Raw genomic sequence first — 21,496 nt, forward strand, 5'->3', positions numbered from 1 at the left:
CGCGAGCACGCAGAGCTGCACGCGCACATCGAACACATCGGGCAGGCCGCGCGCGAGGTCGCGCGCCTCGACGTCGGCGAGCGCGAGGCGCTCGTCGGGAGGATCGTGGAGTTCCTCGCGGGCACGCTCGTCCCGCACGCGAAGGCGGAGGAGGAGGTGTTGTACCCCGAGTGGGCGAAGCTGGTCGGGTTCGAGGATGCGGCTGTGCCGATGATCCACGACCACGAGGCGATCGTCGAGCGGATCGAGCGTCTCGAGCGCGCCGACCCCGGCGACGTCGAAACGCTCCAGGAGCTGCTCTACGGCCTGCAGGCGCTGATCAGCGTCCACTTCCGCAAGGAGGAGGACATCCAGCTCCCCGCCTTCGACGCCGCCCCGCCGGAGCTCACGGAAGCGGTGCTCGAGCGCATGGAGGCCCTCGCCGGGCACGATCACGCGCACCACTGAAGAGCGCGACGCGCAGGTCGTCCAGCCAGGCGCGCGGACGACGAGCAGCGAGGCATCAGCGCGGTGCGCGAGGCGCTCGCTGACGCTGCCGAGCGCCCGCAGCCCGCGGTAGCAACCCACGGCAAGGTTTCGGCTTGTTTTCGCGGCTTCTGCGCCGATCCGACTTGCCACCGATTGCGACCGGCTGCAACCACGGGCTCCAGAAAGGCTCCATCCTTTGTAGTCTAGTAAGGCAACAGAGTTGCGTCGGGCAGGCGGTGCACCCTTCTCTCTTGGAGAAGCGGTCACCGGGGACCGCCCAGATGGCAAGATCTCCTTGGGACAACGTCAGGGGCAGGGGAGCAGTGTGCTAGCGGTACGGGTGCACGATGACGGCTTGAAGGTCGAGGAGATCGAGACGCCGTCGCCGGGTCCGGGCGAGGTGCTGGTGCGCGTGCATGCGGCAGCGATTACACGTGGCGAGCTGGAGTGGCCGGTCGATCGACTGCCGGCGATTCCGTCTTACGAGCTTTCGGGCGTTGTCGTCGGCAGCGGTGACGAGGTATATGCGCTCACGCCTTTCGACCGCGACGGCGTGGCTGCCGAGTACGCCGTCGTCCCAGCCGATGTGCTTGCACCGAAGCCCTTGCGGCTGAGCCACGTCGAGGCGGCAGCTCTGCCGATGGGCGGGCTGACCGCCTGGCAAGCACTGTTTGTGCACGGACGGCTCGCCCGAGGCGAGCGGGTGCTGGTCACGGGCGCCTCAGGCGGGGTTGGGCACATCGCCGTCCAGCTTGCGCGACACGCCGGCGCAGCGGTCGTGGAGAGCGGTCCGGTCGATCTGGTCTTCAACACTCGTGGCGGCGAGGTCCCCGCTGGCGAGCGCGTGGTCACGATCGCAGAGGAGATGCCGGGCGCGATCTACTTCATCGTCGAACCCGACCACGAGCAACTGCTGGAGTTGAGAACGCTCGTGGACGCAGGCGAGCTTCGCGCGGAGGTCGACTCGGTTTTTCCGCTCACCGAGGCCCGGGCGGCGTTCGAGCGCGTCGCAGGCCGCGGGAAGCGTGGCAAGGTCGTGCTCGAGCTTGGCACTGACTTGCCGGCGGGTGCGGCCGTGACCTCTGCCGTGGGCGACTAATGGCTCTCGGTCCTGCATCCTCGCGTGACGTCTAACTCGGCATTCACCTTCTTTCCCGTGTGCTCTTGACTCGGACAACACCGCGCGGGTACGAGACGGGTGCATCGGGGTGCGGACGCGCAGGCACGGGCGGACACGACCGTCACACCGTCAAGGCTGAGTTAGCAGGAAGAAGCGCAACCGCCAGTGCCCGGCCATGTCCGCCAATACAGCCTGGGAACCTCCATGGTGGTGACATTCGTAGTTGACATCGACGCGTCAACACGAGGTGCGACGAAGACCGCAATTCGCAGAAACCGCAGGCATGCAGGCGGTTTTCGAGAAGCCCTCTGACGGACTCGAACCGTCGACCCCCTCCTTACCATGGAGGTGCTCTACCAACTGAGCTAAGAGGGCGAGGCTCGTAGGTTAGCCGCTTCGCCTGCGCCGATCGGGCTCGGCCCGGCAGACGCCGAGCCGAGCCTCGTTCGTGGATTTCACCAGACAACCGGGTCTCGCAGGATGCGGTCCTCGGCCGACCTCAGGGCTTCCGGATCGCGACTGCGTTGAACGTGGTCGTCGGCACCTGCGGTGAGGTGAACCGCGCGTTCGGCAGGTAGAGCCGGTTTCCGAACTCGGCGACCGTCGTGGGGATGTCGAAGCGAGGATCCGTGAGGAACTCCGTGACCACGCCTTCCGTCCCCGCCCTGTCGAGCTCGACGACGGCGACGCGGTTCAGCTGGTTCTGGACGACGAAGAGCGTGCGTCCGTCGAGCAGCAAGCCGTCGCCGTTGTTGAGCAGTGTTCCTCCGAGGTCGACGGTCGTCGCACGGCCAGTCGATGGATCGACCCGGAAGAGCAGGCCCGTGGCCGACTGGATGACGAGCAGGGCGTCGCCGTCCGGCGTTCGAGCGATGCCGTTCAGATTGAACCCGGCCTGGTGCACGTAGTCGCCGCCGAGGGGCAGCTTGGTCACGTCGCTCTGGTCCGGCAGGCTCCCGGCCCGCCCCAGTGGGACCTTGTACAGGAACGGCTGCTGGGAGTCGGTGAACCACGCGGCGTCCGGGGTCAGCACGACGTCGTTGACGAACGTCGGTGTGGACCCGAACGCGTAGCTGGCGAGGATCTCGCCCGTGACGGCGTTCACCACGCGGGCGTCGCCGCCCGTCCCGCCTGCGACGAAGAGCCGGAAGCGATGGTCGACCTTCATACCCACGGACGGCGTGCCGGGTCCCTGGCTGAACACCGAGCCGTTGCCCGTGATGAGATTCACGCGGTAGATGTCGCCGTCGGCGCGAGAGCCGAAGAAGGCATACGGAAGGGCGCCGATGGCGATGCCCTCCGGCAGGAACCCGGTCGGCAGGGCGAACTCCGTGGGGAAGACGGCCGGGCCGTGGGCTGTGCCCGACGTGGCGGAGACGGTCGCGCCGGGGGCTGCCGCAGCCGGAACGGCGACCAGGATCGCGGCCGTTGCAGCCAGCGCGATCCCGAGGACAGACGTGGATCGGATACGTCGAATCATCGTGTGCTCTCTCCTTCCCTCGCTCATCCGATCGAGCTGTTCATCAGTGGCTACCCCTCGTGTCTACGGTCGAACCACGCGAACGGATCGGTCGGGGGCGGGTGGAAGCCGAATCGTCGTACCGAGGCGCGTCAGCGCCCCCGCGGCGAAACCGCCCGGCCTCGGCGACCGTAGACATCGGGGACCGGTTCGCGCAACGAAGGAGTGGACGATGCGGAGGTCACCTGGAACACGCGTTGTGGTGTCGGCGGTGCTGGTCGCGGCCTGCGCCGTCCTGGTGGCGGCCGGGAGCGCGGCCCAGCGTCCGACGGTGAAGGTCGTACGGACGTCCGGACTGGGAAAGGTCGTCGCAACGTCGAGCGGGTTGACGCTGTACCACTACACGGACGAGAAGCGGGGGAAGATCGCGTGCAAGGGCGCATGCGCGAGGTTCTGGCCGCCCTTGCTGGTCAAGGCAGGCACGAAGCCGGCGGCAGGCGCGGGTGTCCTCGCGACGAAGCTCGCCACGATCAAGCGCCCCGACGGCGGGCTCCAGGTCACCTACAACGGGCATGCGCTGTACCGGTATGCGCCGGACAGGAAGCCCGGCGACGTGAGGGGCCAGGGGGTCGACCGCGAGTGGTACGTGGTCTCCTCCTCGGGGAAGATCGTCACGCGCGCGGCGACGGCGCCGCCGCCGCCGGCTACCCCGCCGCCGCCCTCCCCGCCGCCGCCACCGCCACCGCCTTACTACCCCTAGGAACGCCCTCGGATCGGTAGGTCCGCGCAGGGCTGATCCGGGTCGCCGCCGATGCGGCCGGCTCTCGCTTCGCCATGCTGGGATCGAGACGTCCACGATCGGAGGCGAATGACATGAGAGGCACGACGAAGGTGCTCGCGACGGCGGCCGGAACGGCGGCGGCGCTGGAGGCGGCCCGGCGGATCGTGCGCACGCCGGTCCTCACCTGGGGCGCGACCGACGAGGAGGTGGCGCGAAAGCTGCCGGGCGACGAGCTGCTCCCCCAGACGGCGGTCGTCTCGACGCGGGCGATCACGATCGACGCGTCACCCTCGGCGGTCTGGCCATGGCTCGTCCAGATGGGAGCGGGCCGCGGCGGCGCGTACACCTACGACTGGATCGAGAACCTTTTCGGTCTGGAGATCCACAGCGCGGACACGGTCCACCCGGAATGGCAGGACCTCTCCGTCGGCGACGTGATCCCGGGCAGGAAGAGCCTCTCGGACATGCGGGTGGAGGTGCTCGAGCCCGACCGCGCACTGGTGCTCCGGTCCACCGACGGAACGTGGGTCTGGGCCTTCGTGCTCGACGACCTCGGCGGCGCGACCAGGCTGTTGAGCCGGAACCGGATCGCGATGGTCGACCCGTCGCTCGGCGACCGGATCGGGATGGCCGTCATGGAGCCCGGCTCGCTCGTGATGGAGCGCAAGATGCTCCACGGTGTCAAGCGGCGTGCCGAGCGGCTTGCGGCGATGCAGGGCGCCTCGCCGGCCGCGGCGAACTGAGCCGCGGACACGGTCAGCCCCCGGGCAGCTTCCGCTGGGGCCTGGCCGCCACGAGGTACGTGATCCCGGCGGCGCCGATCACCGCCAGCAGGATCGGCGCCGCCCACACCTGGTAGGCCGGCGCTCCCACCGGTGCCAACGAAGCCCGGGGCCACGCGATGTTGACGGTCTCGAACGAGAGCCACGCCACGGCCAGGGCGTTGACGACGACACCCGCGCGGCCGAGCCGGACGTGCCCCGCCGGCCTCCAGGTCCCCCGCACCCGCGCGACGAGAGCGGCAAGCGCGACGAGCAGGAAGGCCACGTAGATCCCTGCGGTGCCGAACGTGATCAGGCTGCCGACCGCCGCGGAGTGCAGGCCGAGCAGCAAGCCCAGGCATGCGGCGACGGCGGTGGTCGCGATCGCGCCGATCGGTGCCTGACGCCGGTCGACGCGTCGGAGAAACCGGGAAGCCGGGAGCACGTCGTCGCGGGCGATGGAGTAGATCGTGCGAGCGGTCAGCGCCTGCGCGGCGATGCCGCAGGCGAGGAACGCCGCGAGCACAACTGCGGCGAAGGGCTTCGCCGACCACGACCCGAAGGACGCTTCGACGGACCGGGCGACGGGGTCGGGGTCCTTGCCGGCGACGACCTCCGCGACATCGGGGTGCGCGAGCGTGACGGCGAACGCGTTGAGGATCACGAGCATGCCGACGCTCAGCAGCGCAATCCAGATCGCGCGCGGAACGTGGCGAGCGGCACGCCTCGTCTCCTCGGACGCGCTCACGCAGGCATCGAAGCCGATGAACACCCAGCCGCCGACGGCCAGCGCCGCGAGCATCCCGGCTCCCACCGACCCGCCCGAGAGCGCCTCCGCACCGAACGTCTGCGTCAGGATCGAGATGTCCTGGGTGCGGAACACGAGCAGGAGCGCGAGCCCGATGCCGACCGACGCGACGATCTCCGCGGCGATCCCGGCCTTGATCACCCGGCCGAGCACGTCGACGCTCGACGCCCCGACGACGGCACAGGCTGCGACGAGCGCCATGCCCGTCACCACGATCGCGTTGGGCGTGGGGGCGACGCCCGCGACGGTGAGGGCCCACGGGGCGCCGAGGTAGGCGATCGTCGTGTTCGCGGCGCAGTAGGCGCAGATCGCCACCCAGCCGCTCAGCCAGCCGTACCCGCCCCCCATGAGTCGGCGACTCCACTGGTACGCGCCTCCTGCGATCGGGAACTCCGACGCGAGCTCGGCGTAGACCGCCAGCAGCAGGCACTGGCCCGTCAGCGCGATCGGCAGGACCCAGACCCACGCCGGTCCGGCCACGACCATGCCGACCAGCACCACCGCGTACAGACCGACGACGGGCGAGATGGCGGCGAAGCCCATCGCGGCGTTGTCGAGCAGATGAAGGCCGCGGGCGAGCTCCTGGCGGTAGCCGAGCTCCGCAAGGCGCGCGGCATCGGGATCCGCTGGCGGCGCGACGTAGGTCACACGTGCGCCCGGGTCGGCTCGTTGCGGTCGCGTTCCACGGCCCGGGCGACCTCGACTCGCGACGACACGCCCAGCTTCCGGAAGATGTTGCGCATGTGCGACTCGACGGTCTTGTCGCTGAGGAAGAGCGCTGCGGCGATCTCCCGGTTCGTGAGGCGATCGGTCACGAGGTTCGCGATCTCGAGCTCGCGCTTGCTGAGCGCATGGACGCCGCTGTCGTCCGGGCCGGCTGGCCCGCGCGGCTCGGCGCGGGCGCCCAACCGCCGTAGCTCGCGGCGCATCTGGTCGCGCACCCGCACCGAGCCGCAAGCGTCGAGATCCTGCTCGGCCGCGCGGAGCACCGCTATCGCCTCGAGTCGCTCGCCGGCGGCTGTCAGAGCACGTCCCTCGAGGCTGCGGGAGAAAGCGGCCTGCAGCCGGGCTCCCACGGCGCCGGCAGCCTCGGCGGACTCGTGCGCGACTCGGGCCGCCTCGAGATGGTCGCCACGGGCGAGCAGGACCGCGGCCCGCGCCCGCCCCGCCAGCGAGCGGGGGAGGCTCAACCCGAGTTGCGCGGCGTCCTCCTCTGCGCGGCGTGCATAGCTCTCAGCCGCCTCCACGTCGCCGGCGGCCAACTCGACGAGCGTGAGGCTCTCCCAGTCGAAGCAGCGCTCGACCGGCATCGTGCGGGCGACGTCTTCGCCTCCGAGCTGGAGGAGCAGCTCGCGCGCACGTTCGACCTCGCCCGACTCGAGCCAGGCGACGCCGAGCCCCCAGCCCGGGCCGCCGCCACCGTTGGGAATCGTGCCTCCGGCCAGCCTCGGGTCGACGCGGGAGCTCTCCTCGTGCGCGGCGAGGGCTCCGTCGAGATCGCCGGCGTAGTACCGCGTCCATCCGAGCTCGAACAGCGCGCGGTAGAGCTCGTGCGGGCTCGCCGACAGCTGCGCGGCCTCCAGAGCGGCCTCACAGAGAGCCATCGCCTCCCGGAGGCGACCCTGCATCTCGAAGGGGAAATTCCTGGCGAGCGACAGCGGCACGAGCAGTCGGCCTTCGCCGAATGCTCTCGCGATCGCGATCCCACGCTCGGCGTGGGCTACCGCGTCCTCGTAGCGCTCGAGGTACGTCTCGGCCCAGGCGAGGTGATAGAGCGCCTCCAGCCGCGGCGCGAGCTCCGCGTCCGAGAGGCCGTCGACCTCGTCTCGTGCCTCCAGCCGGAGCTCTCCGGCGACCTCGATGTGCCCCGCCGCCGTCTCGGCGAGGCAGAGTGCGGCAGCAGCCGCGGCGATCAGCGGTCGGTCGCCGACGTCACGCGCGGTCAGCAGCGCACGGCGGCCCATTTCCACCGCCTGCGTGAAGTCGAGCTCGTAGAGCCCATCGACCGCGAGCTCGATCTCGAGCGCCGCGGCCTCGGCGGTCGTGCGGTCGGGTAGCTCCTCCCAGGCACGCGTCAGGCGCCGATGCGCCTCGTCGTGTCGGCCGAGCCAGTGTTCGACGGCCGCGCAGTGCGCGGTGAGCTCGACCCTGCGTGCGACGGCATCCGCCGGTAGCTGCTCGTGCGCCTCGAGCAAGGCAGCCCGACAACGGTCGAGCTCTCCGAGAGAGCGCAGCGACGAGGCGAGGGACACGCGGAGGTCGACCTGGCGCTCGTCGTGGGCGGGCAGCAGGCGCAGGGCCGACTGGAACCAGCGGGCCGCTGCGGCGGGTGCGCGGCCCGCCGCGGTCGCTCCGGCCTCCATCATCAGCGCGATCGCTTCCTCGTCCCCCTGCCCCGCGTACTGCTCGACGTGATGAGCGCGCTCGGCCGCCGGCGCCCCCCGCGTCTCCAGTGCGCGGGCCGCGCGCGAGTGGGCCCCGAGCCTCCAGCCGGCGGGGGAGGATTCGTAGACGGCACGCCGCACGAGCGGATGACGAAAGACGAACCGGCGCGGCACGGACGTGGGACGGACCAGGTCGAGCGCCAGCAACGCGTCCAGCGCGTCGAGGCCGTCCGACGGCGGCAGCTCGGCGACCGCCGCCGCCAGGTCCGGCTCGAAGGGCTCCCCCGCGACGGCCGCCGCGCGCAGCAGCACGAGCTGGTCGGCCGGGAGGGACGCGAGCTCCTCGGCCAGCGACGCCGCGACTGCTGGAGGCACGCCCGCCACGGCCACTGTCTCGCTCCCCTCCTCGGGCTCGACGTGCAGCCGCCCCTCCTCGCCCGCACGTCTGAGCTGCTGGAGGTAGAACGGGTTGCCGCCCCCGTGCCGGTAGATCGCCGCAGCGGTTCGCGGCTCGACGCCGCCGAGCAGCTCGTTCGCCTCTGCCTCCGTCAGCGGCTCGAGCGAGATCCGGCGGACGGTCGGGGCCGCGAGCGCGGCCGACAGCCGTACGGGAGCCTGCCCTGACCGGAAGGCGGGGGCGAGGAGGACAGGCGCCACCGGGCCGCGCCTGAGGAGCGCGGCGAGCAGCTCGAGCGACGCCTCGTCCCCCCAGTGCAGGTCGTCGAGAACGACGATCAGCGGCCGTTCGTGGGCGAGGAGCTCGAGCAGCAGGCGCGCGGCGCGATGGACCCTGTAGCGCTCGTCGGCGACGGATCGACGGGCCCCCCGGCCGGGGCGCCGAACCGAGGGAACGATCTCGCCGAGCTCGCGCACCAGCTCGGCGCTCCACCCGTCTCCCAGCTCGAGCTCCTGCGACGCGACGTAGGCGTCCAAGGCATCGGTCCAGACGCTGAAGGCCAGGTCCTGCTCGAACTCCGTCGCCGACCCCGCCAGGACGAGATATCCCCGCTCCTCGGCCCGGCGGCGCAGCTCCGTGAGCAGATGCGTCTTGCCGATGCCCGGCTCGCCCTCGACCGCGATACAGGCAGGGGCTCTCTCGGCCAGCGCGTCGAGAGCCGCGTCGAACTGCTCGAGCGCGGACTCGCGCCCGACGGTCGGCCCGACGCTGAAATCGATCGGCACGTCCTGCGACCCTACTGCGCTGCCGTTCCACTCTCGGTTAAGGGCCTGTCCCCGATGTACGGGAACCGCGGCTGCGGCACCCTCGATGCATGCCGTTCTTCCTTCTCCACCACCGACACGAGCCGGACGAGTGCGCAGCCGCGTTCGCCGCCTGGGCGGGATTTCGGAGCCCTCTGCGTCACCGCCGCGCGGCGTCGACCTGTCTCGGAGGAGGGCACGCGCTGTGGTGGCGCGTCCAGGCCGAGGATGCTGCCGCGGCCCTCGCGCAGCTCCCGCAGTTCGTCGCGCGACGCACCGTGCCGATCGAGGTCAGGGATGTCGAGATCCCGTGACGGCGAGACCCGAAGCGAGTGTCGCGCGCGCGGGTCGAGACCCGCCCGCCGGGCGACGAGTGGATGTCGAAGGCGCAGCGTCTGTCTGCCGGCCCGAACAGGCCGGCGCTTCCGCGACGCGCAGACACCTCCACGCAGAAGGACGGTCGGTAGGAGAGCCCTGGGCTCCCGCGCCACCATGCAGGGAGGAGGATTCGAACCTCCGAAGGCTGAGCCAGCGGGTTTACAGCCCGCCCCCTTTGGCCACTCGGGAATCCCTGCGGGAGCGCGGATTGTAGCCGCGTGACGCCTAGACTCGGGATGTGCAGACCTTCGACGCCCTCGTCGTCGGGGCCGGGCCGGCGGGCTCGTCGACCGCGTTCCACCTGGCCCGTGGGGGTGCAAGCGTTGTCCTTGCCGACAAGGCGCGCTTCCCGCGCGACAAGCCGTGCGGCGGCGGACTCACAGGGCGCGCGCTGAAGCGGATCCCGGTCGACCCGTCACCCGTCGTGGAGCGCGACGTCGACCGCTTCGAGCTTCGCCTGCGCTACGGCTCGACGTTCTCCCGGACGCACGACGAGCCTCTGATCCGGATGACGCAACGCCGGCGGCTGGACTCGTTCCTCGCCGAGCACGCCGCCGAGGTTGGAGCGGAGCTTCGGGACGGCGCGCGCGTGGAGGCGCTCGAGCTGGACAGGACCGGGGTCACGGCCCGTGTCGGAGCCGACACGGTACGCGCAGACGTGCTCGTCGGCGCGGACGGGGCGAACGGCGTCGTCGCACGCTCCGCAGGGCTCGTGGACGGCATCGTGCGAGGGGTCGCCCTCGAGGGCAACGCGCCGCTCCACGCTCTCTCGGGAGATCTCGAGCGGACGGCCGTGATCGAGCTGGCAGTCGTCCCCGGCGGGTACGGCTGGGTGTTTCCGAAGGGAGACCACGCGAACCTCGGCGTCGGGGGCTGGGGGAGCGAGGGCCCGCGGCTGCGCGAGCACCTCGCACGTCTCGCGCGAGAGCATCGCCTCGATCCGGGGACGCTGACCGACATCAAGGGCCATCGTTTGCCCATGCGGCGGCTGGGCACTCCCGCCGGCACGGGCCGCGTGCTGCTCGTGGGGGATGCGGCCGGGCTCGTCGATCCGCTCTCCGGCGACGGGATGTACGAGGCGTTCGTCTCCGCCCGGCTCGCGGCGACCGCGATCCTCGCCGGCGACCTGCCCGGGTACACCAGAGCCCTGTCGGCGACGCTCGACCGGCATGCGGCCGCCTCCTGGGCCGCGAAGCGAGCGCTCGACCGATATCCCCGCACCGTCTTCGCGGCCGCCCGAGCGCCCGGGGTCTTCGACGTCGTCGCCGGCCTGCTCTGCGGCGACGTCGCGCACCCGGCGGACGCGCGCGGCGCAGCTCGCGGCCCGCTCAAGCTGATCGCCCGCCTGGCCGGCTGACCTCAGACGAACGGATCCCGGACGAGGATTCCCTCGAACCGGCGAAGTCGCGGTCGTTGGTCCAGATCGTCCGCACACCGTTCTCGCCACGAGTGCGTGTGCGAGTAGCTCCGAGGCGAGTCTGCTCATCGTCGTCCCCCGCGCACGTGAGCGCCGCTTCAGCTCGCGAAGGACGGCAGCGTCCAGGTCGATCGTGGTTCGTGGCATGCATCTATGCCACGCTAGTCATCAGATGTCCCCCTCGGCGAGCGCCTCCGCGAGCAATGACGTCGCGTAGGCCCTCCAGGCGAGGTCGGGATCCGAGAGCAGGAGCGCGAGCGACTCACGTGCGCCGCGGAGCCCGGTGACGTCGGCTCGGAGGGCCTCGAGCCCCGCGCGGAGCAGCGCGCGCCGGTCTGGCGCGTCGAGGTCGTCGGCCAGCGATTCGGCCGCCCGGCCGAAGGGATCCAGCGTGCGCCGCGGGTCACCGCCGGCGGCGAGGAGGAGCTCGGCACGGCGGATCGCGCCGTTCAGCTCGTCGTCGTCGACCGGGACGTCACGTCCCGCGAAGAAGCAGAGCATCACCCACTGCTCGGTCGGCTCTGCGCGCTCGACCGATCGGACCCAGTCGCGGATGGTCTCCCGCGCCATGCGCGCGTTCTAGCGCAGTTTCGCGACGAGCGTGTTCCAGCGAGCGGGCGTCCCCGGCATTCTGGAAGCCCGCGACGTACCTGCCCTTGGCATCGATCAGGATGAACGCCGGCTGGTCCGTCGCGCCGAAGCGTCGCGCGAGGGCACGACGCGGATCACGGATCGACGGCCAGGTCCAGCCGTAGCCGCGCACGAACGCCTTTGCGCCCGAGGGCGTGTCCGCCGCGTTCAGGCCGAGGAAGCGAAATCGCTTCCCTTGCCCTCGGACCCATCGTGCGTAGGCGACCGCCTCGCTGTTGCAGACGCTTCACCACGATGACCACACGTTGACGACCACCGGCTCGCCGCCGAGGTCCGCGAGTGCCAGGTGCTTGCCGTCGAGCGTGACCCCCGCGATCTGCGGCCGTTGCGCCTCTGCCTCGGCCGCCCCCGAGGAGGCGATGCCGACCGCCGACCACCATCACCGTCAGCAGCGCGAGCCCCCTCCGCACAGCCACACCGTGATGGAGTGGCCGCAGGGGGCCGCCGTTGTTCGGATTTCGTTCACATCCTCGAGCGGCCGATCAAGAGCGACTCGCATACGTCCGATACGAGTACGGATGCGTCGCTGGATCGTCCATCGTCTCTGCCTCGTCGGTGCCCTGGCGCTCGTCGCCCCCGCCGCTGCGTCCTCCGCGGCCCCCTCGGACGACCTGGCCCCGACCGCGACCTCCGTGAAGAGCTGGGCCGCGCCCCAGATCGCGTCCGTCGTGCTGGCGCGGCTGATGGGGCCGAACGTCCCGTCGTTCCGGCCCCACGACCCGCTCACGCGCGGAGAGCTGCACGACGCGATCGTCGCGCTCGGAAAGCCCCACCGGACACCGCTCGATCCCGGTCGCATCGTCACGATGCGTGAGCTCGATGCGCAGCTCGTGGCCGCCGTCGGGCTGCTCCCGTCGGCCCGCACGATCCGGCTCGCGGCACGCGCCGCCGGTCTCGAGCCCACCGACATGCTCGGCACGGAAACGATCGCGCGTCTCCTCGGGCTCCGGCTCAACCATCCGCAGGGCACCGAGGACCTCGAGCGCGCCCCCACGGCGCCGGCCTCGCGGGCAGAGGCCGCCTACTCGCTCGCCAAGCTCCGGTTGCTCGACCCCGCCCGGATCGCTCTCGTCCAGGAGCTCGCGGGCGGGTTCATGGTGCCCGCGCTCTCCGGCCTCCAGCGGGAAGTTCTCGCCCGCGCGCTGCGTCTCGTCGGGCAGCCGTACGTCTTCGCGGGCATGTCCGAGAAGACGCAGACCCTCTGGAGCGCGACTGCCCCCGGCAACGCGATCTCCGCGCCGGGCGGGTTCGACTGCTCCGGCCTCGTCTGGCGGGTCTACAAGCTCCAGCCGTTCGCGGACGCGCCGGCGCTGGCAGCGGTGCTGAAGGGTCGCACGAGCTACGCCATGAGCGGGGAGGTGGCCAGGCCGCAGCGCATCGATCCGTCGACACTCCAGCCCGCCGACATCGTCTTCTTCGGAGCCCGCGGGCGGAAGTCGAAGCCGTCGGAGGTCGGCCACATGGGGATCTACGTCGGAAACGGCTGGTTCGTCCACTCGTCGGGCGGCGGCGTCACCCTCCAGCCGCTCCAGGGGTGGTACGCGGAGACGCTCGCGTGGGCACGCCGGCCGCTGGCCGAAGCCGGTCTGGCCGCCTAGAGCACGTTTTTTCGCCCACAGCCTGTGGGTAGGCTCCGGGCGTGCGCTGGAAGAAGGTTCAGGGCCAGGGCGACATGGAGGACCGCCGCGGGCAAGGCGGTGGCATGCTCGGCGGAGGCGGTCTTCCGATCCCGATGGGGAAGGGTGCCGGCGGCCTCGGGATCATCATCGCGATCGTCGCGGCGCTTCTGCTCGGCGGGAACGTCATCGGCGGCGGCGGAGCGGACAGCGGTTTCTCGCCGGGGGGCGGCCTCCAGCCGGCACAGCCTGCCGCTCCGGGAAGCCAGACGGCGCGGGGCGACGACGACCTGTTCGAGTTCACGAAGTTCGTGAGCAAGGACTCCCAGGACATGTGGACGCAGGTCTTCTCCTCGGCGGACCGGCAGTACCCGCGCGCGCCCGTCGTCACCTTCACGAGCGGAACGCAGACCGGCTGCGGCCCGGCGTCTGCCGCGACAGGCCCGTTCTACTGCCCGGCCGACAACAAGGTCTACCTCGATCTCTCGTTCGCGCAGGAGCTGTCTCGGCGGTTCGGCGCCCCCGGCGACTTCGCGTGGGCGTACGTGATCGCTCACGAGATCGGGCACCACGTGCAGGCGGTGCTCGGCATCGAAGGCGAGGTGCGACAGAAGCAGCAGAGCGACCCGGGGAATGCGAACCTGTACCTCGTTCGGCTCGAGCTCCAGGCCGACTGCTTTGCAGGCGTGTGGGCTCACTCCACGTACGAGCGGGGGGTGCTCGAGGAAGGCGACGTCGAGGAAGGGCTCACGGCCGCGTCTGCCGTCGGCGACGATCGCCTGGGGGCGCGGAGCCCCGAGCAGTGGACCCACGGCTCGGCGGCGCTCCGGACGGAGTGGTTCCGCAAGGGCTTCGAGTCCGGCGACGTCAACGACTGCGACACGGGCAGCGTCGACGTCTGAGCCGCCGCGTCCACGCGTGGGCTCGCGGTGGTGCGCACGTTCGGTGTCAGACACTGTTTCTCGTCAAGACGTCCGGGTGAGACGTGCCCGGTCGGCCGCGGGAAGCGGCTCACCCGGCCCAAGGCGCCGCGCCAAGCCGTTCGTCCAGTTGTGGATGAATCTTGTGGATGAATCGGCACGAAATCGGCGCGATTTCCCCTTGACAGAGATCGGTGTCTGACAGCGCTCGGCGCCCCGGCGCTGCGACCGCGTCGCCGGGCCCTGCCGCGATACCCTCAGGAGACACGGATTCCGAGAGGAGTGAGCCATGACGGAGCTTGCGGAGGCGCCGGCGGCCGGGCGCGACCAGACGATCACCCGGATCCCACACTGGATCGGCGGAAAGCGCGTCGACGGCACGTCGGGCCGCAGCGGCCCGGTCTACAACCCCTCCGCCGGTCGCCAGTCCGGCGCCGTCGACCTGGCGTCGGTGGAGGAGGTGGATGCCGCGGTGCGGAACGCCGCAGAGGCGTGGGAGCCCTGGCGCACCGTGTCCCTCGCGAAGCGCGCCGAGCTCTTCTTCCGCATCCGCGAGCTGTTCCACACCCACCGCGAGGACCTCGCGAAGCTCCTCACCGCCGAGCACGGGAAGGTGCTGTCCGACGCGATGGGCGAGGTCGCACGCGGGCTCGAGGTGATCGAGTACGCCTGCGGGATCCCCACCCTGATCAAGGGTGAGTTCTCCGAGCAGGCGTCCACGGGTATCGACGTGTACTCGATCCGCCAGCCGCTCGGCGTGGTCGCAGGCATCACGCCGTTCAACTTCCCGGCGATGGTGCCCATGTGGATGTGGGCGCCGGCGATCGCGTGCGGGAACTGCTTCATCCTCAAGCCCTCCGAGAAGGACCCCTCCGCCTCGCTGCTGACGGCGGAGCTCCTCAAGGAGGCGGGCCTGCCGGACGGCGTCTTCAACGTCGTGCACGGCGACAAGGTCGCGGTCGACGCGTTGCTCGCGCATCCCGGCATCTCCGCGATCTCGTTCGTCGGCTCGACGCCCATCGCCCGCTACATCTACGAGACCGGCACGAAGCACGGCAAGCGCGTGCAGGCACTCGGCGGCGCGAAGAACCACATGATCGTGCTGCCCGACGCCGACATCGAGATGGCCGCCGACGCGGCGGTCTCGGCGGGCTACGGCTCGGCCGGCGAGCGCTGCATGGCCGTGTCCGTGCTCGTCGCGGTCGGGGACGCGGCCGACCCCCTCGTCGAGGCGATCAAGGCGCGGCTGCCGAAGGTCAAGGTCGGCGACGGCATGCAGCCCGACTCGGAGATGGGCCCCCTCGTGACGCGGGAGCATCGGGACAAGGTGGCGTCCTACATCGCCTCCGGGTCCGAGCAGGGCGCCACGGTCGTGGCCGACGGGCGCGAGTCGACACCCGACGGGGACGGCTTCTTCCTGGGCGTCTCGCTGCTCGACAACGTGACGACGGCGATGGACGCCTACCGGGACGAGATCTTCGGCCCGGTCCTGTCCGTCGTCCGGGCCGCGAGCTATGACGATGCGATCGGCCTTGTCAACGACAACCCGTACGGCAACGGCGTTGCGCTGTTCACGCGTGACGGAGGCGTCGCGCGCCAGTTCCAGTTCGACGTCAGCGCCGGCATGGTCGGTATCAACGTGCCGATCCCCGTGCCCGTCGCCTACTACTCGTTCGGAGGCTGGAAGGCGTCGCTCTTCGGGGACTCGCACGCCTACGGGCCGGAGTCGATCCACTTCTACACGCGCGGCAAGGTCGTCACCTCGCGGTGGCCCGATCCCGCGACCAGCAAGGTCGATCTCGGGTTCCCGCAGACGAGGTAGGGAGAAATGCATCGGGCCTCAACCGTTGACCCGCCGGCCCCGATGCGTGCACAATCGTCACCTGTCGGTCGGGGCGGACCTGCGGCGCCGCCCCGGCCGCCTCTCGCATGACGCGAACGCTCGTCGAGGGCTTCGACCGCGGCGCGGTCACACTGGCGCGGCTTCTCGCGCGCGAGGGTCGGCGAGTCACGCTCGCCGGCCCTGACACAGCCTCTCAGCAGGCTCTGGCGCTCCGCGCGAAGGGCGTCGAGATCAGGGCACATGCCGACCTCGACGCCAACCCCGGCCAGCACGACGAGGCGTTCCTCGACGTGTGGACGCCCGAAGTCGCGCCCCGCGTGGCACTGCTCCGCGAGAGCGGGTGCGTCGTACGGTGCCTTGGAGACTTCGTACTCGAGCGTTCCGAGGCGCCGACGATCGGCGTCACCGGGACCGCGGGCAAGACGACGACCGCGGCGTTCCTCGCCTACCTCCTCCGTACCGCCGGGGTCACGGTCCACACGAGCACGACCGCACGAGCGGCGAACCTGTGGCCGACGGACGAGCTGCTGCCCGCGCCGGCGGACGGCGTCGTGCTGATGGAGCTCACGAGCTCGCATCTCTGCTTCACGACCCGGAGCCCGAGGATCGCGGTGATCACGTGCTTCTGGCCCGACCACCTCGAGTTGCACGGGTCGCTCGACCGCTATCGGGCGGCCAAGGAGGCGATCGTGAGCCGGCAGTCCCCGGGCGACGTCGTGGTGGTGAACGAGGACGACGTGGATGCCGCTGCGATCGCAAGCGGATCTCCCGGTCGGCGCTTCGGGTTCTCCGCGAAGGCCGAGGTGGACGCGGGCGCATTCGTGAGGGGGAAGGAAGTCGTGCTGCGCGACGCGACGGGCGAGCGGTCGTTTCACGTGCCCGCCCGCGTGGACGGACCTCGCCTCCAGGCGCTGCTCGCGGCCGCGGCGACGGCGTTGGCGGCCGGCGCGCTGCCGGAGCAGCTCGGCCCGCCGCAGGCGCCACCCTTCCGTGCCACGCGGGTCGGGCAGCTGGGTGACACGGAGCTGATCGACGACGGCATGGCAGCGACCCCCGCCAAGACGGCGGCCGCGCTCCGGAGACGGGCTGCGGGATCGGTGGTGCTCGTCGCCGGCGGGGAGCTCGAGATCGCGGGCCTCCCCGTTCACTCCTCCCCAGAGGAGCAGATGCTGCTCGAGCAGGCCTGCGCCGAGGCGCGCCGGGTCGCACGCCTCGTCGTCCTCTTCGGGCCGGCCGCCGCACGGCTCGCGCCGTTCTTCGACCGGAGCCGAATCGTGCGCGCCCAGACCCTCGACGAGGCCATCGCGCTCGCCTCCGAGCGCGCGGAGGGAGCGAAGGTGCTCGTGGTCTCCCCGATGTTCCCGCTGCCCCCCGCCGACCGAGAGAGAATCGCCCCCGCGCTGGAAACACTTGCGCAAGCAAGGGAATAGCTGCTAGGCTCCTCCCGTTACTTGTATTAGCAACTATTCTCTGCGCAAGCAAATGCGCACGACGCGGGAGGAACCGTGAGCAGCACCAGCATGATCGAGACCGGCATCCCCACCGGGACGTGGGCCCTCGACCCGACCCACTCGACAATCGGGTTCAACGTCCTCTACATGGGCGTCGCTCCGTTCCAGGGCGCTTTCCGCTCGTTCGAGGCCACCCTCGACGGGCAGGGGCTGCGCGGCAAGGCCAAGGCGTCGAGCATCGACGTCGACAACGACCAGCTCGCGGAGCACCTCGCGTCAGCCGACTTCTTCGACAGCGCGACCTACCCCGAGCTCTCCTTCGAGGCCGGCCCGGCGAGGCGTGACGGCAACCGGGTGACGTTCGAGGGCGTCCTCGAGGTGAAGGGCAACCGGGCGCCGATCACGCTCACGGGGACGATCGCCGAGCCCGTCGCCGATCCCTGGGGCAACACCAAGCTCGGCCTCTCGCTCGCCGGGACCGTCGACAAGAACGCCGTCGGGCTGACATGGAACGCTCCGCTTCCCGAGGGCGGCTCGATGCTGGCCGACGAGGTCGAGCTCGACGCGAAGCTCGTCTTCGTGCGGAGCGCCGGGGACGAGTCGTAATGAAGGTCCTCGGTCTGGCGGGCAGCCTCCGCGCCGACTCGCTCAACGCGCAGCTCCTTCGCCTCGCGGCGGAGGAGCTGCCTGCGGGTGTCGAGCTCGACGTCTACCGGCGCCTGGCGGAGATCCCGCCCTACGACCAGGATCTCGAGGATTTGGCCCCCTCACCCGTCGAAGTCCTGAAGGACGCGATCGCCGCAGCGGACGCTGTCCTCCTCGCGACCCCCGAGTACAACGGCTCGATCCCGGGCCAGCTGAAGAACGCGCTCGACTGGGTCTCGCGGCCCATCAGCGAGTCGCCGATCAGGGGCAAGCCCACCGCCGTGATCGGAGCCAGCACCGGAGCGTTCGGCGCGGTCTGGGCCCAGCGCGAGCTGAAGAAGGTGCTCGGGCTGATGAGCGCCAAGGTGCTCGACGTCGAGCTCCCGGTCGCGAAGGCCGACCGCAGGCTCGCGGACCCCGATCCCGAGCTCCGCGAGGAGCTGGCCGGCGTGCTCGAGGCGCTGACCTCGGCGACCGTGGCGGAGCCCCTCGCCGCCTGACCGCGCCGAATCGCCCGGCTGATCATCGGCCAGAGCCGGGCTTCCTCGACCCGAGCCTGGGAGCCGCGTCGGAGCGGTCCCGCTGTGCGAGACTCGCGGCGTGCGTGTGACGATGCTCCTCGCCGACTTCGCCCAGGTGTCGGACGGCAAGCTCACGGTGGTAGGCGGAGGATGGTCGCTGACCGGCCCGGAGCCGGTCCCCTTCGGCATCGCGATCCTCATCCGCGTCCCCTGGGACCAGGCGAACCAGCGCCACGTGATGCGGCTCGAGCTGCTCGACGCCGACGGCATCGCGGTCGACATGGACACCGACGACGGCACGCAGCCGGTGGTGTTCTTCGACGACTTCCCCTTCGAGGTGGGGCGCCCGGCCGGCCTGAAGCCCGGCACGCCTCTGGATTTTCCCGTAGCGGTCAACTCCGGACCGATCCCGCTCGACCCCGGGCGCTACGAGTGGCGGCTGACGATCGACGGTGAGGCCGACGACGAGTGGCGTCTTCCTTTCACCGTCCGGGTCGAGGAGGAAGACGCCCTGTGACCCAGCCCTGCGGGGCCCCACCGAGCCCGTCGGCGCCGTGGATCCCGGGCTCGACGGCCTGAACCGCTGACAGGATGGGGCGATGGCGCGCCGCCTCGCCCTTGTCGCCCTGCTTGCAGCCTGCGCGTTGCCGTGCGCCTCGTCGGCACCGGCGGCGGCGGGGAACAGCCTCGAGCGGCTGATCGGCACCCGGCTCGTGGTCGGCGTGGACGGCCCGACCGCGACGCCCGCGCTCCTGCGTCGCATCCGGAGCGGCCGCGTCGGCGGCGTGATCCTGATGGGGCGAAACGTCCGCTCGGCGCCGCAGGTCCGGGCGTTGACGGGGAGCCTCCGCGCCGCGGCCGCCGAGGCCCGCCGGCCGATTCTGATCGTCACCGATCAGGAAGGCGGCGCCGTCCGTCGATTCCGCTGGGCGCCGCCCGCTGCCTCCGCAGACGAGATGGGTCGCCTCGGTGAGGCCGCCCTGCGGCGGCGCGGGCGCGACACGGCGCGTGCGCTCGAGCGGCTCGGCCTCGACGTCGATCTCGCACCGGTCGCGGACGTGCCGACGGTCGAGGGATCGTTCATCTCGCGCCAGCGGCGGGGCTTCTCGACGATCCCGATGCGTGTGGCGAAGTCGGTGACCGCCTTCTCGGCGGGGCTCCTCGACGGCGGCATCGCGCCCGCGCTGAAGCACTTTCCCGGGCTCGGCCTCGCGACGAAGACGACCGACCGCGTGGCGGTAGCGATCGACGCCGACGAAGCTGCGCTCGAGCCGGGACTGGTTCCCTACCGCCGTGCGATCGCTGCGGGTGTCGTGCCCCTCGTGATGGTCTCGAACGCGTCGTACGCCGCATACGGGGCCCGGCCCGCGGCCTGGTCACCCGGGGTGCTCCGGCTCCTACGCGGGCTCGGGTTTCGCGGCGCGACGATCACCGACGCCCTGGAGGCGCTTGCGACGACGCAGCGTATGTCGTTGGCCGAGTCAGCCATCCGGGCCGCTCGCACCGGCGTCGACCTGCTGCTGTTCGTCGGCTCGGAGCGATCCACGGAGCGGGTCTTCGACGCGCTCGTCGCCGAAGCACGCGCCGGCCGCCTCCCGCGGGCCGCGCTCGAGCGAAGCGCTGCTCGCATCGGCGAGCTCACGGCGACGTACGCGGGCTAGATTCCGTCGATGTCTCGCCTGAGGGAGGCTGCCGTGAGCGCGGCACTCTACGCGCGGAGCGCGTCCCGAGTCGCGCGCCGGGGGAGGAGCCTCGGCACCGAGGAGCGACTCGTGTTCGTGGTCGGGTCGCCGCGCTCGGGAACGACGTTCACGGCGCGGGCGCTCGGGTCGCTGCCGGGCTTCGTCGACCTCGACGAGGTGCAGCCGTGGAAGGCGGCCATCCCGGGGCTCATCGGGCAACCCGAGGACGAGGTTGCGGAGCGGCTGCGCCGGATTCTCGAGCGCGTGCGCACGCTCGGCCTGGCGCGCGGCCTGCGGGGCATCGAGCAGACCCCGGAGACCAGCTTCGTGCTCGCGGCGGCGCTCGAGGCGTACCGGGAGGCGGTCGCGGTCCACGTGATCCGCGACGGGCGAGACGTGGTCACCTCGCTGCTCGAACGTGGCTGGCTCAGCGCCGAACGGACCGGGGCGGACGACGCTCGGCTGCCGTTCGGTGCGCACCCGAGATTCTGGGTCGAGCCGGGGAGGGCGGAGGAGTTCTCGCGTGTGTCGGACGCAACCCGCGCGGCCTGGGCCTGGCGGCGGTACGTCACCGCCGCCGAGGCCGTCCCCGGACGGACGGTTCGGCTGCGCTACGAGCAGCTCGTGGCAGACCCCGCCGCCGCCGCCGCACCGGTCGCCTCGAAGCTCGGCGTCGACGCCGATGCCGTTGCCGCGGCGTTCGCCCTGGCGCACGACACGTCGGCGGGCCGCTGGCGACGCGATCTGACGCGGGAGCAGCTGGCCGACGTCGAGCGCGAGGCAGGCGCTGAGCTCCTCGCGCTCGGCTACGAGCTCAGCGCGGCGCCGAAGCCGGCGTAGCCACGGGCACGATGCCGAGCCGCTCGAGCTCGGCCATCACGAGGGCGACCGACTCGTCGGGCGAGAGCGCCACCGTGTCGGCGACCACCTCGGCGTCGTCGGGCTCCTCGTAGGGATCGTCCACCCCTGTGAACTGCGTGATCTCGCCGGCGAACGCCTTCGCGTACAGGCCTTTGACGTCCCGTCGTGCGCACTCCTCGAGGGGTGCCTTCACCCAGACCTCGACGAAGGGGCCCTGCTCCTCGACGAGAGCGCGCACCCGCTTGCGGGTCGTGTCGTACGGGGAGATCGCGGCGACCACGACGGCCGCGCCGTGCCGGGTGAGGCGCGACGCGACCCAGCCGATCCGCTCGATGTTCGTGTCGCGATCCTCGTGCGAGAAGCCGAGCCCCTTCGACAGATGCGTCCGCACGACGTCCCCGTCGAGCACCTCGACGTGCAGGCCCCTCCGCTCGAGCTCGACCGCCACCGCGTGGCCGATGGTGGTCTTCCCGGCGCCCGAGAGGCCGGTGAGCCAGACGGTGAAGCCGGAGTTCTGCGCGGGGGCCACG

General features: G+C 71.3%; 20 protein-coding genes and 2 tRNA genes. 15 read left to right on the top strand and 7 right to left on the bottom strand.

The window, feature by feature from the left end; translation table 11 throughout:
• Positions 1-447 (top strand): hemerythrin domain-containing protein (locus VFO26_RS15820; protein WP_325116031.1); only part of this gene is annotated, 447 nt, incomplete at its 5' end.
• Positions 448-823: 376 nt separating this feature from the next.
• On the top strand, positions 824-1,567 hold the full coding sequence (locus tag VFO26_RS15825; RefSeq protein ID WP_325116032.1) for an NADP-dependent oxidoreductase: 744 nt from the start codon (positions 824-826) through the stop codon (positions 1,565-1,567).
• 323 nt (positions 1,568-1,890) lie between these two features.
• Here VFO26_RS15825 and VFO26_RS15830 read toward each other — a convergent pair.
• Positions 1,891-1,963: transfer RNA gene (locus tag VFO26_RS15830), tRNA-Thr, on the bottom strand.
• A gap of 124 nt (positions 1,964-2,087) precedes the next feature.
• Complete coding sequence (locus VFO26_RS15835; protein WP_325116033.1) at positions 2,088-3,068, bottom strand: hypothetical protein; 981 nt, start codon at positions 3,066-3,068, stop codon at positions 2,088-2,090.
• 211 nt (positions 3,069-3,279) lie between these two features.
• Between VFO26_RS15835 and VFO26_RS15840 the strand changes: the two genes are divergently transcribed.
• Positions 3,280-3,807, top strand: a complete 528-nt coding sequence (locus tag VFO26_RS15840; RefSeq protein WP_325116034.1) for a hypothetical protein — start codon at positions 3,280-3,282, stop codon at positions 3,805-3,807.
• A 113-nt stretch (positions 3,808-3,920) separates the two neighbouring features.
• The gene (locus VFO26_RS15845; RefSeq protein ID WP_325116035.1) at positions 3,921-4,571 is read left to right on the top strand and encodes a hypothetical protein; all 651 of its coding nucleotides are present in this window, start codon (positions 3,921-3,923) and stop codon (positions 4,569-4,571) included.
• A 13-nt stretch (positions 4,572-4,584) separates the two neighbouring features.
• On the opposite strand, the gene VFO26_RS15850 is transcribed toward VFO26_RS15845, so the two are convergent.
• Both VFO26_RS15850 and VFO26_RS15855 read right to left on the bottom strand, forming a co-directional pair.
• The gene (locus tag VFO26_RS15850; protein WP_325116036.1) at positions 4,585-6,045 is read right to left on the bottom strand and encodes an APC family permease; all 1,461 of its coding nucleotides are present in this window, start codon (positions 6,043-6,045) and stop codon (positions 4,585-4,587) included.
• Positions 6,042-8,963 (bottom strand): helix-turn-helix transcriptional regulator, encoded by a 2,922-nt coding sequence (locus VFO26_RS15855; RefSeq protein ID WP_325116037.1) that lies wholly within the window; start codon positions 8,961-8,963, stop codon positions 6,042-6,044. Before VFO26_RS15855 ends, VFO26_RS15850 begins: the two co-directional genes overlap by 4 nt.
• Before the next feature lie 89 nt (positions 8,964-9,052).
• Between VFO26_RS15855 and VFO26_RS15860 the strand changes: the two genes are divergently transcribed.
• Complete coding sequence (locus VFO26_RS15860) at positions 9,053-9,295, top strand: hypothetical protein (protein WP_325116038.1); 243 nt, start codon at positions 9,053-9,055, stop codon at positions 9,293-9,295.
• Positions 9,296-9,474: 179 nt separating this feature from the next.
• On the opposite strand, the gene VFO26_RS15865 is transcribed toward VFO26_RS15860, so the two are convergent.
• Positions 9,475-9,556 (bottom strand) — tRNA-Tyr (locus VFO26_RS15865).
• Between the two features lie 41 nt (positions 9,557-9,597).
• Here VFO26_RS15865 and VFO26_RS15870 point away from each other — a divergent pair.
• A complete protein-coding gene (locus VFO26_RS15870) occupies positions 9,598-10,716 on the top strand; it encodes an NAD(P)/FAD-dependent oxidoreductase (protein ID WP_325116039.1) in 1,119 nt (372 codons plus the stop codon).
• 228 nt (positions 10,717-10,944) lie between these two features.
• On the opposite strand, the gene VFO26_RS15875 is transcribed toward VFO26_RS15870, so the two are convergent.
• Positions 10,945-11,346: a hypothetical protein gene (locus VFO26_RS15875; RefSeq protein ID WP_325116041.1), complete on the bottom strand. Its 402-nt coding sequence runs from the start codon at positions 11,344-11,346 to the stop codon at positions 10,945-10,947.
• 599 nt (positions 11,347-11,945) lie between these two features.
• Here VFO26_RS15875 and VFO26_RS15880 point away from each other — a divergent pair.
• The 9 genes from VFO26_RS15880 (at position 11,946) to VFO26_RS15920 (ending at position 20,945) form a co-directional block, all read left to right on the top strand.
• Positions 11,946-13,025 carry a C40 family peptidase gene (locus VFO26_RS15880; RefSeq protein WP_325116042.1) on the top strand — a complete coding sequence of 360 codons (1,080 nt, stop codon included), beginning with the start codon at positions 11,946-11,948 and terminating at the stop codon, positions 13,023-13,025.
• Between the two features lie 41 nt (positions 13,026-13,066).
• Complete coding sequence (gene ypfJ / locus VFO26_RS15885; RefSeq protein ID WP_325116043.1) at positions 13,067-13,945, top strand: KPN_02809 family neutral zinc metallopeptidase; 879 nt, start codon at positions 13,067-13,069, stop codon at positions 13,943-13,945.
• A gap of 307 nt (positions 13,946-14,252) precedes the next feature.
• A complete protein-coding gene (locus VFO26_RS15890; protein ID WP_325116044.1) occupies positions 14,253-15,785 on the top strand; it encodes a CoA-acylating methylmalonate-semialdehyde dehydrogenase in 1,533 nt (510 codons plus the stop codon).
• 107 nt (positions 15,786-15,892) lie between these two features.
• Positions 15,893-17,236: a Mur ligase family protein gene (locus tag VFO26_RS15895; protein ID WP_325116045.1), complete on the top strand. Its 1,344-nt coding sequence runs from the start codon at positions 15,893-15,895 to the stop codon at positions 17,234-17,236.
• Positions 17,237-17,311: 75 nt separating this feature from the next.
• The gene (locus VFO26_RS15900; RefSeq protein ID WP_325116046.1) at positions 17,312-17,863 is read left to right on the top strand and encodes a YceI family protein; all 552 of its coding nucleotides are present in this window, start codon (positions 17,312-17,314) and stop codon (positions 17,861-17,863) included.
• Positions 17,863-18,402: an NAD(P)H-dependent oxidoreductase gene (locus VFO26_RS15905; RefSeq protein ID WP_325116047.1), complete on the top strand. Its 540-nt coding sequence runs from the start codon at positions 17,863-17,865 to the stop codon at positions 18,400-18,402. The genes VFO26_RS15900 and VFO26_RS15905 overlap by 1 nt, the downstream gene beginning before the upstream one ends.
• Before the next feature lie 100 nt (positions 18,403-18,502).
• Positions 18,503-18,940 carry a DUF6941 family protein gene (locus VFO26_RS15910; RefSeq protein WP_325116048.1) on the top strand — a complete coding sequence of 146 codons (438 nt, stop codon included), beginning with the start codon at positions 18,503-18,505 and terminating at the stop codon, positions 18,938-18,940.
• Between the two features lie 82 nt (positions 18,941-19,022).
• Complete coding sequence (locus tag VFO26_RS15915) at positions 19,023-20,084, top strand: glycoside hydrolase family 3 N-terminal domain-containing protein (RefSeq protein WP_325116049.1); 1,062 nt, start codon at positions 19,023-19,025, stop codon at positions 20,082-20,084.
• A 9-nt stretch (positions 20,085-20,093) separates the two neighbouring features.
• Positions 20,094-20,945: a sulfotransferase gene (locus tag VFO26_RS15920; RefSeq protein ID WP_325116050.1), complete on the top strand. Its 852-nt coding sequence runs from the start codon at positions 20,094-20,096 to the stop codon at positions 20,943-20,945.
• Here VFO26_RS15920 and cysC read toward each other — a convergent pair.
• Positions 20,920-21,495: an adenylyl-sulfate kinase gene (cysC, locus tag VFO26_RS15925; protein ID WP_325116051.1), complete on the bottom strand. Its 576-nt coding sequence runs from the start codon at positions 21,493-21,495 to the stop codon at positions 20,920-20,922. The two genes, VFO26_RS15920 and cysC, sit on opposite strands and share 26 nt — an antisense overlap.
• Between the last annotated feature and the right edge of the window lies 1 nt (position 21,496).

The sequence above is a fragment of the Gaiella sp. genome (assembly GCF_035710885.1).
Lineage (GTDB): Bacteria > Actinomycetota > Thermoleophilia > Gaiellales > Gaiellaceae > Gaiella.

Bases quoted from the DNA above. Each gene is read 5' to 3' on its own strand.
- VFO26_RS15880 (WP_325116042.1), top strand. From the start codon at position 11,946: ATGCGTCGCTGGATCGTCCATCGTCTCTGCCTCGTCGGTGCCCTGGCG.
- VFO26_RS15835 (WP_325116033.1), bottom strand. From the start codon at position 3,068: ATGATTCGACGTATCCGATCCACGTCTGTCCTCGGGATCGCGCTGGCT.
- VFO26_RS15915 (WP_325116049.1), top strand. From the start codon at position 19,023: ATGGCGCGCCGCCTCGCCCTTGTCGCCCTGCTTGCAGCCTGCGCGTTG.
- VFO26_RS15905 (WP_325116047.1), top strand. From the start codon at position 17,863: ATGAAGGTCCTCGGTCTGGCGGGCAGCCTCCGCGCCGACTCGCTCAAC.
- VFO26_RS15875 (WP_325116041.1), bottom strand. From the start codon at position 11,346: ATGGCGCGGGAGACCATCCGCGACTGGGTCCGATCGGTCGAGCGCGCA.
- VFO26_RS15895 (WP_325116045.1), top strand. From the start codon at position 15,893: ATGACGCGAACGCTCGTCGAGGGCTTCGACCGCGGCGCGGTCACACTG.
- VFO26_RS15920 (WP_325116050.1), top strand. From the start codon at position 20,094: ATGTCTCGCCTGAGGGAGGCTGCCGTGAGCGCGGCACTCTACGCGCGG.
- VFO26_RS15840 (WP_325116034.1), top strand. From the start codon at position 3,280: ATGCGGAGGTCACCTGGAACACGCGTTGTGGTGTCGGCGGTGCTGGTC.
- VFO26_RS15890 (WP_325116044.1), top strand. From the start codon at position 14,253: ATGACGGAGCTTGCGGAGGCGCCGGCGGCCGGGCGCGACCAGACGATC.
- VFO26_RS15845 (WP_325116035.1), top strand. From the start codon at position 3,921: ATGAGAGGCACGACGAAGGTGCTCGCGACGGCGGCCGGAACGGCGGCG.
- VFO26_RS15860 (WP_325116038.1), top strand. From the start codon at position 9,053: ATGCCGTTCTTCCTTCTCCACCACCGACACGAGCCGGACGAGTGCGCA.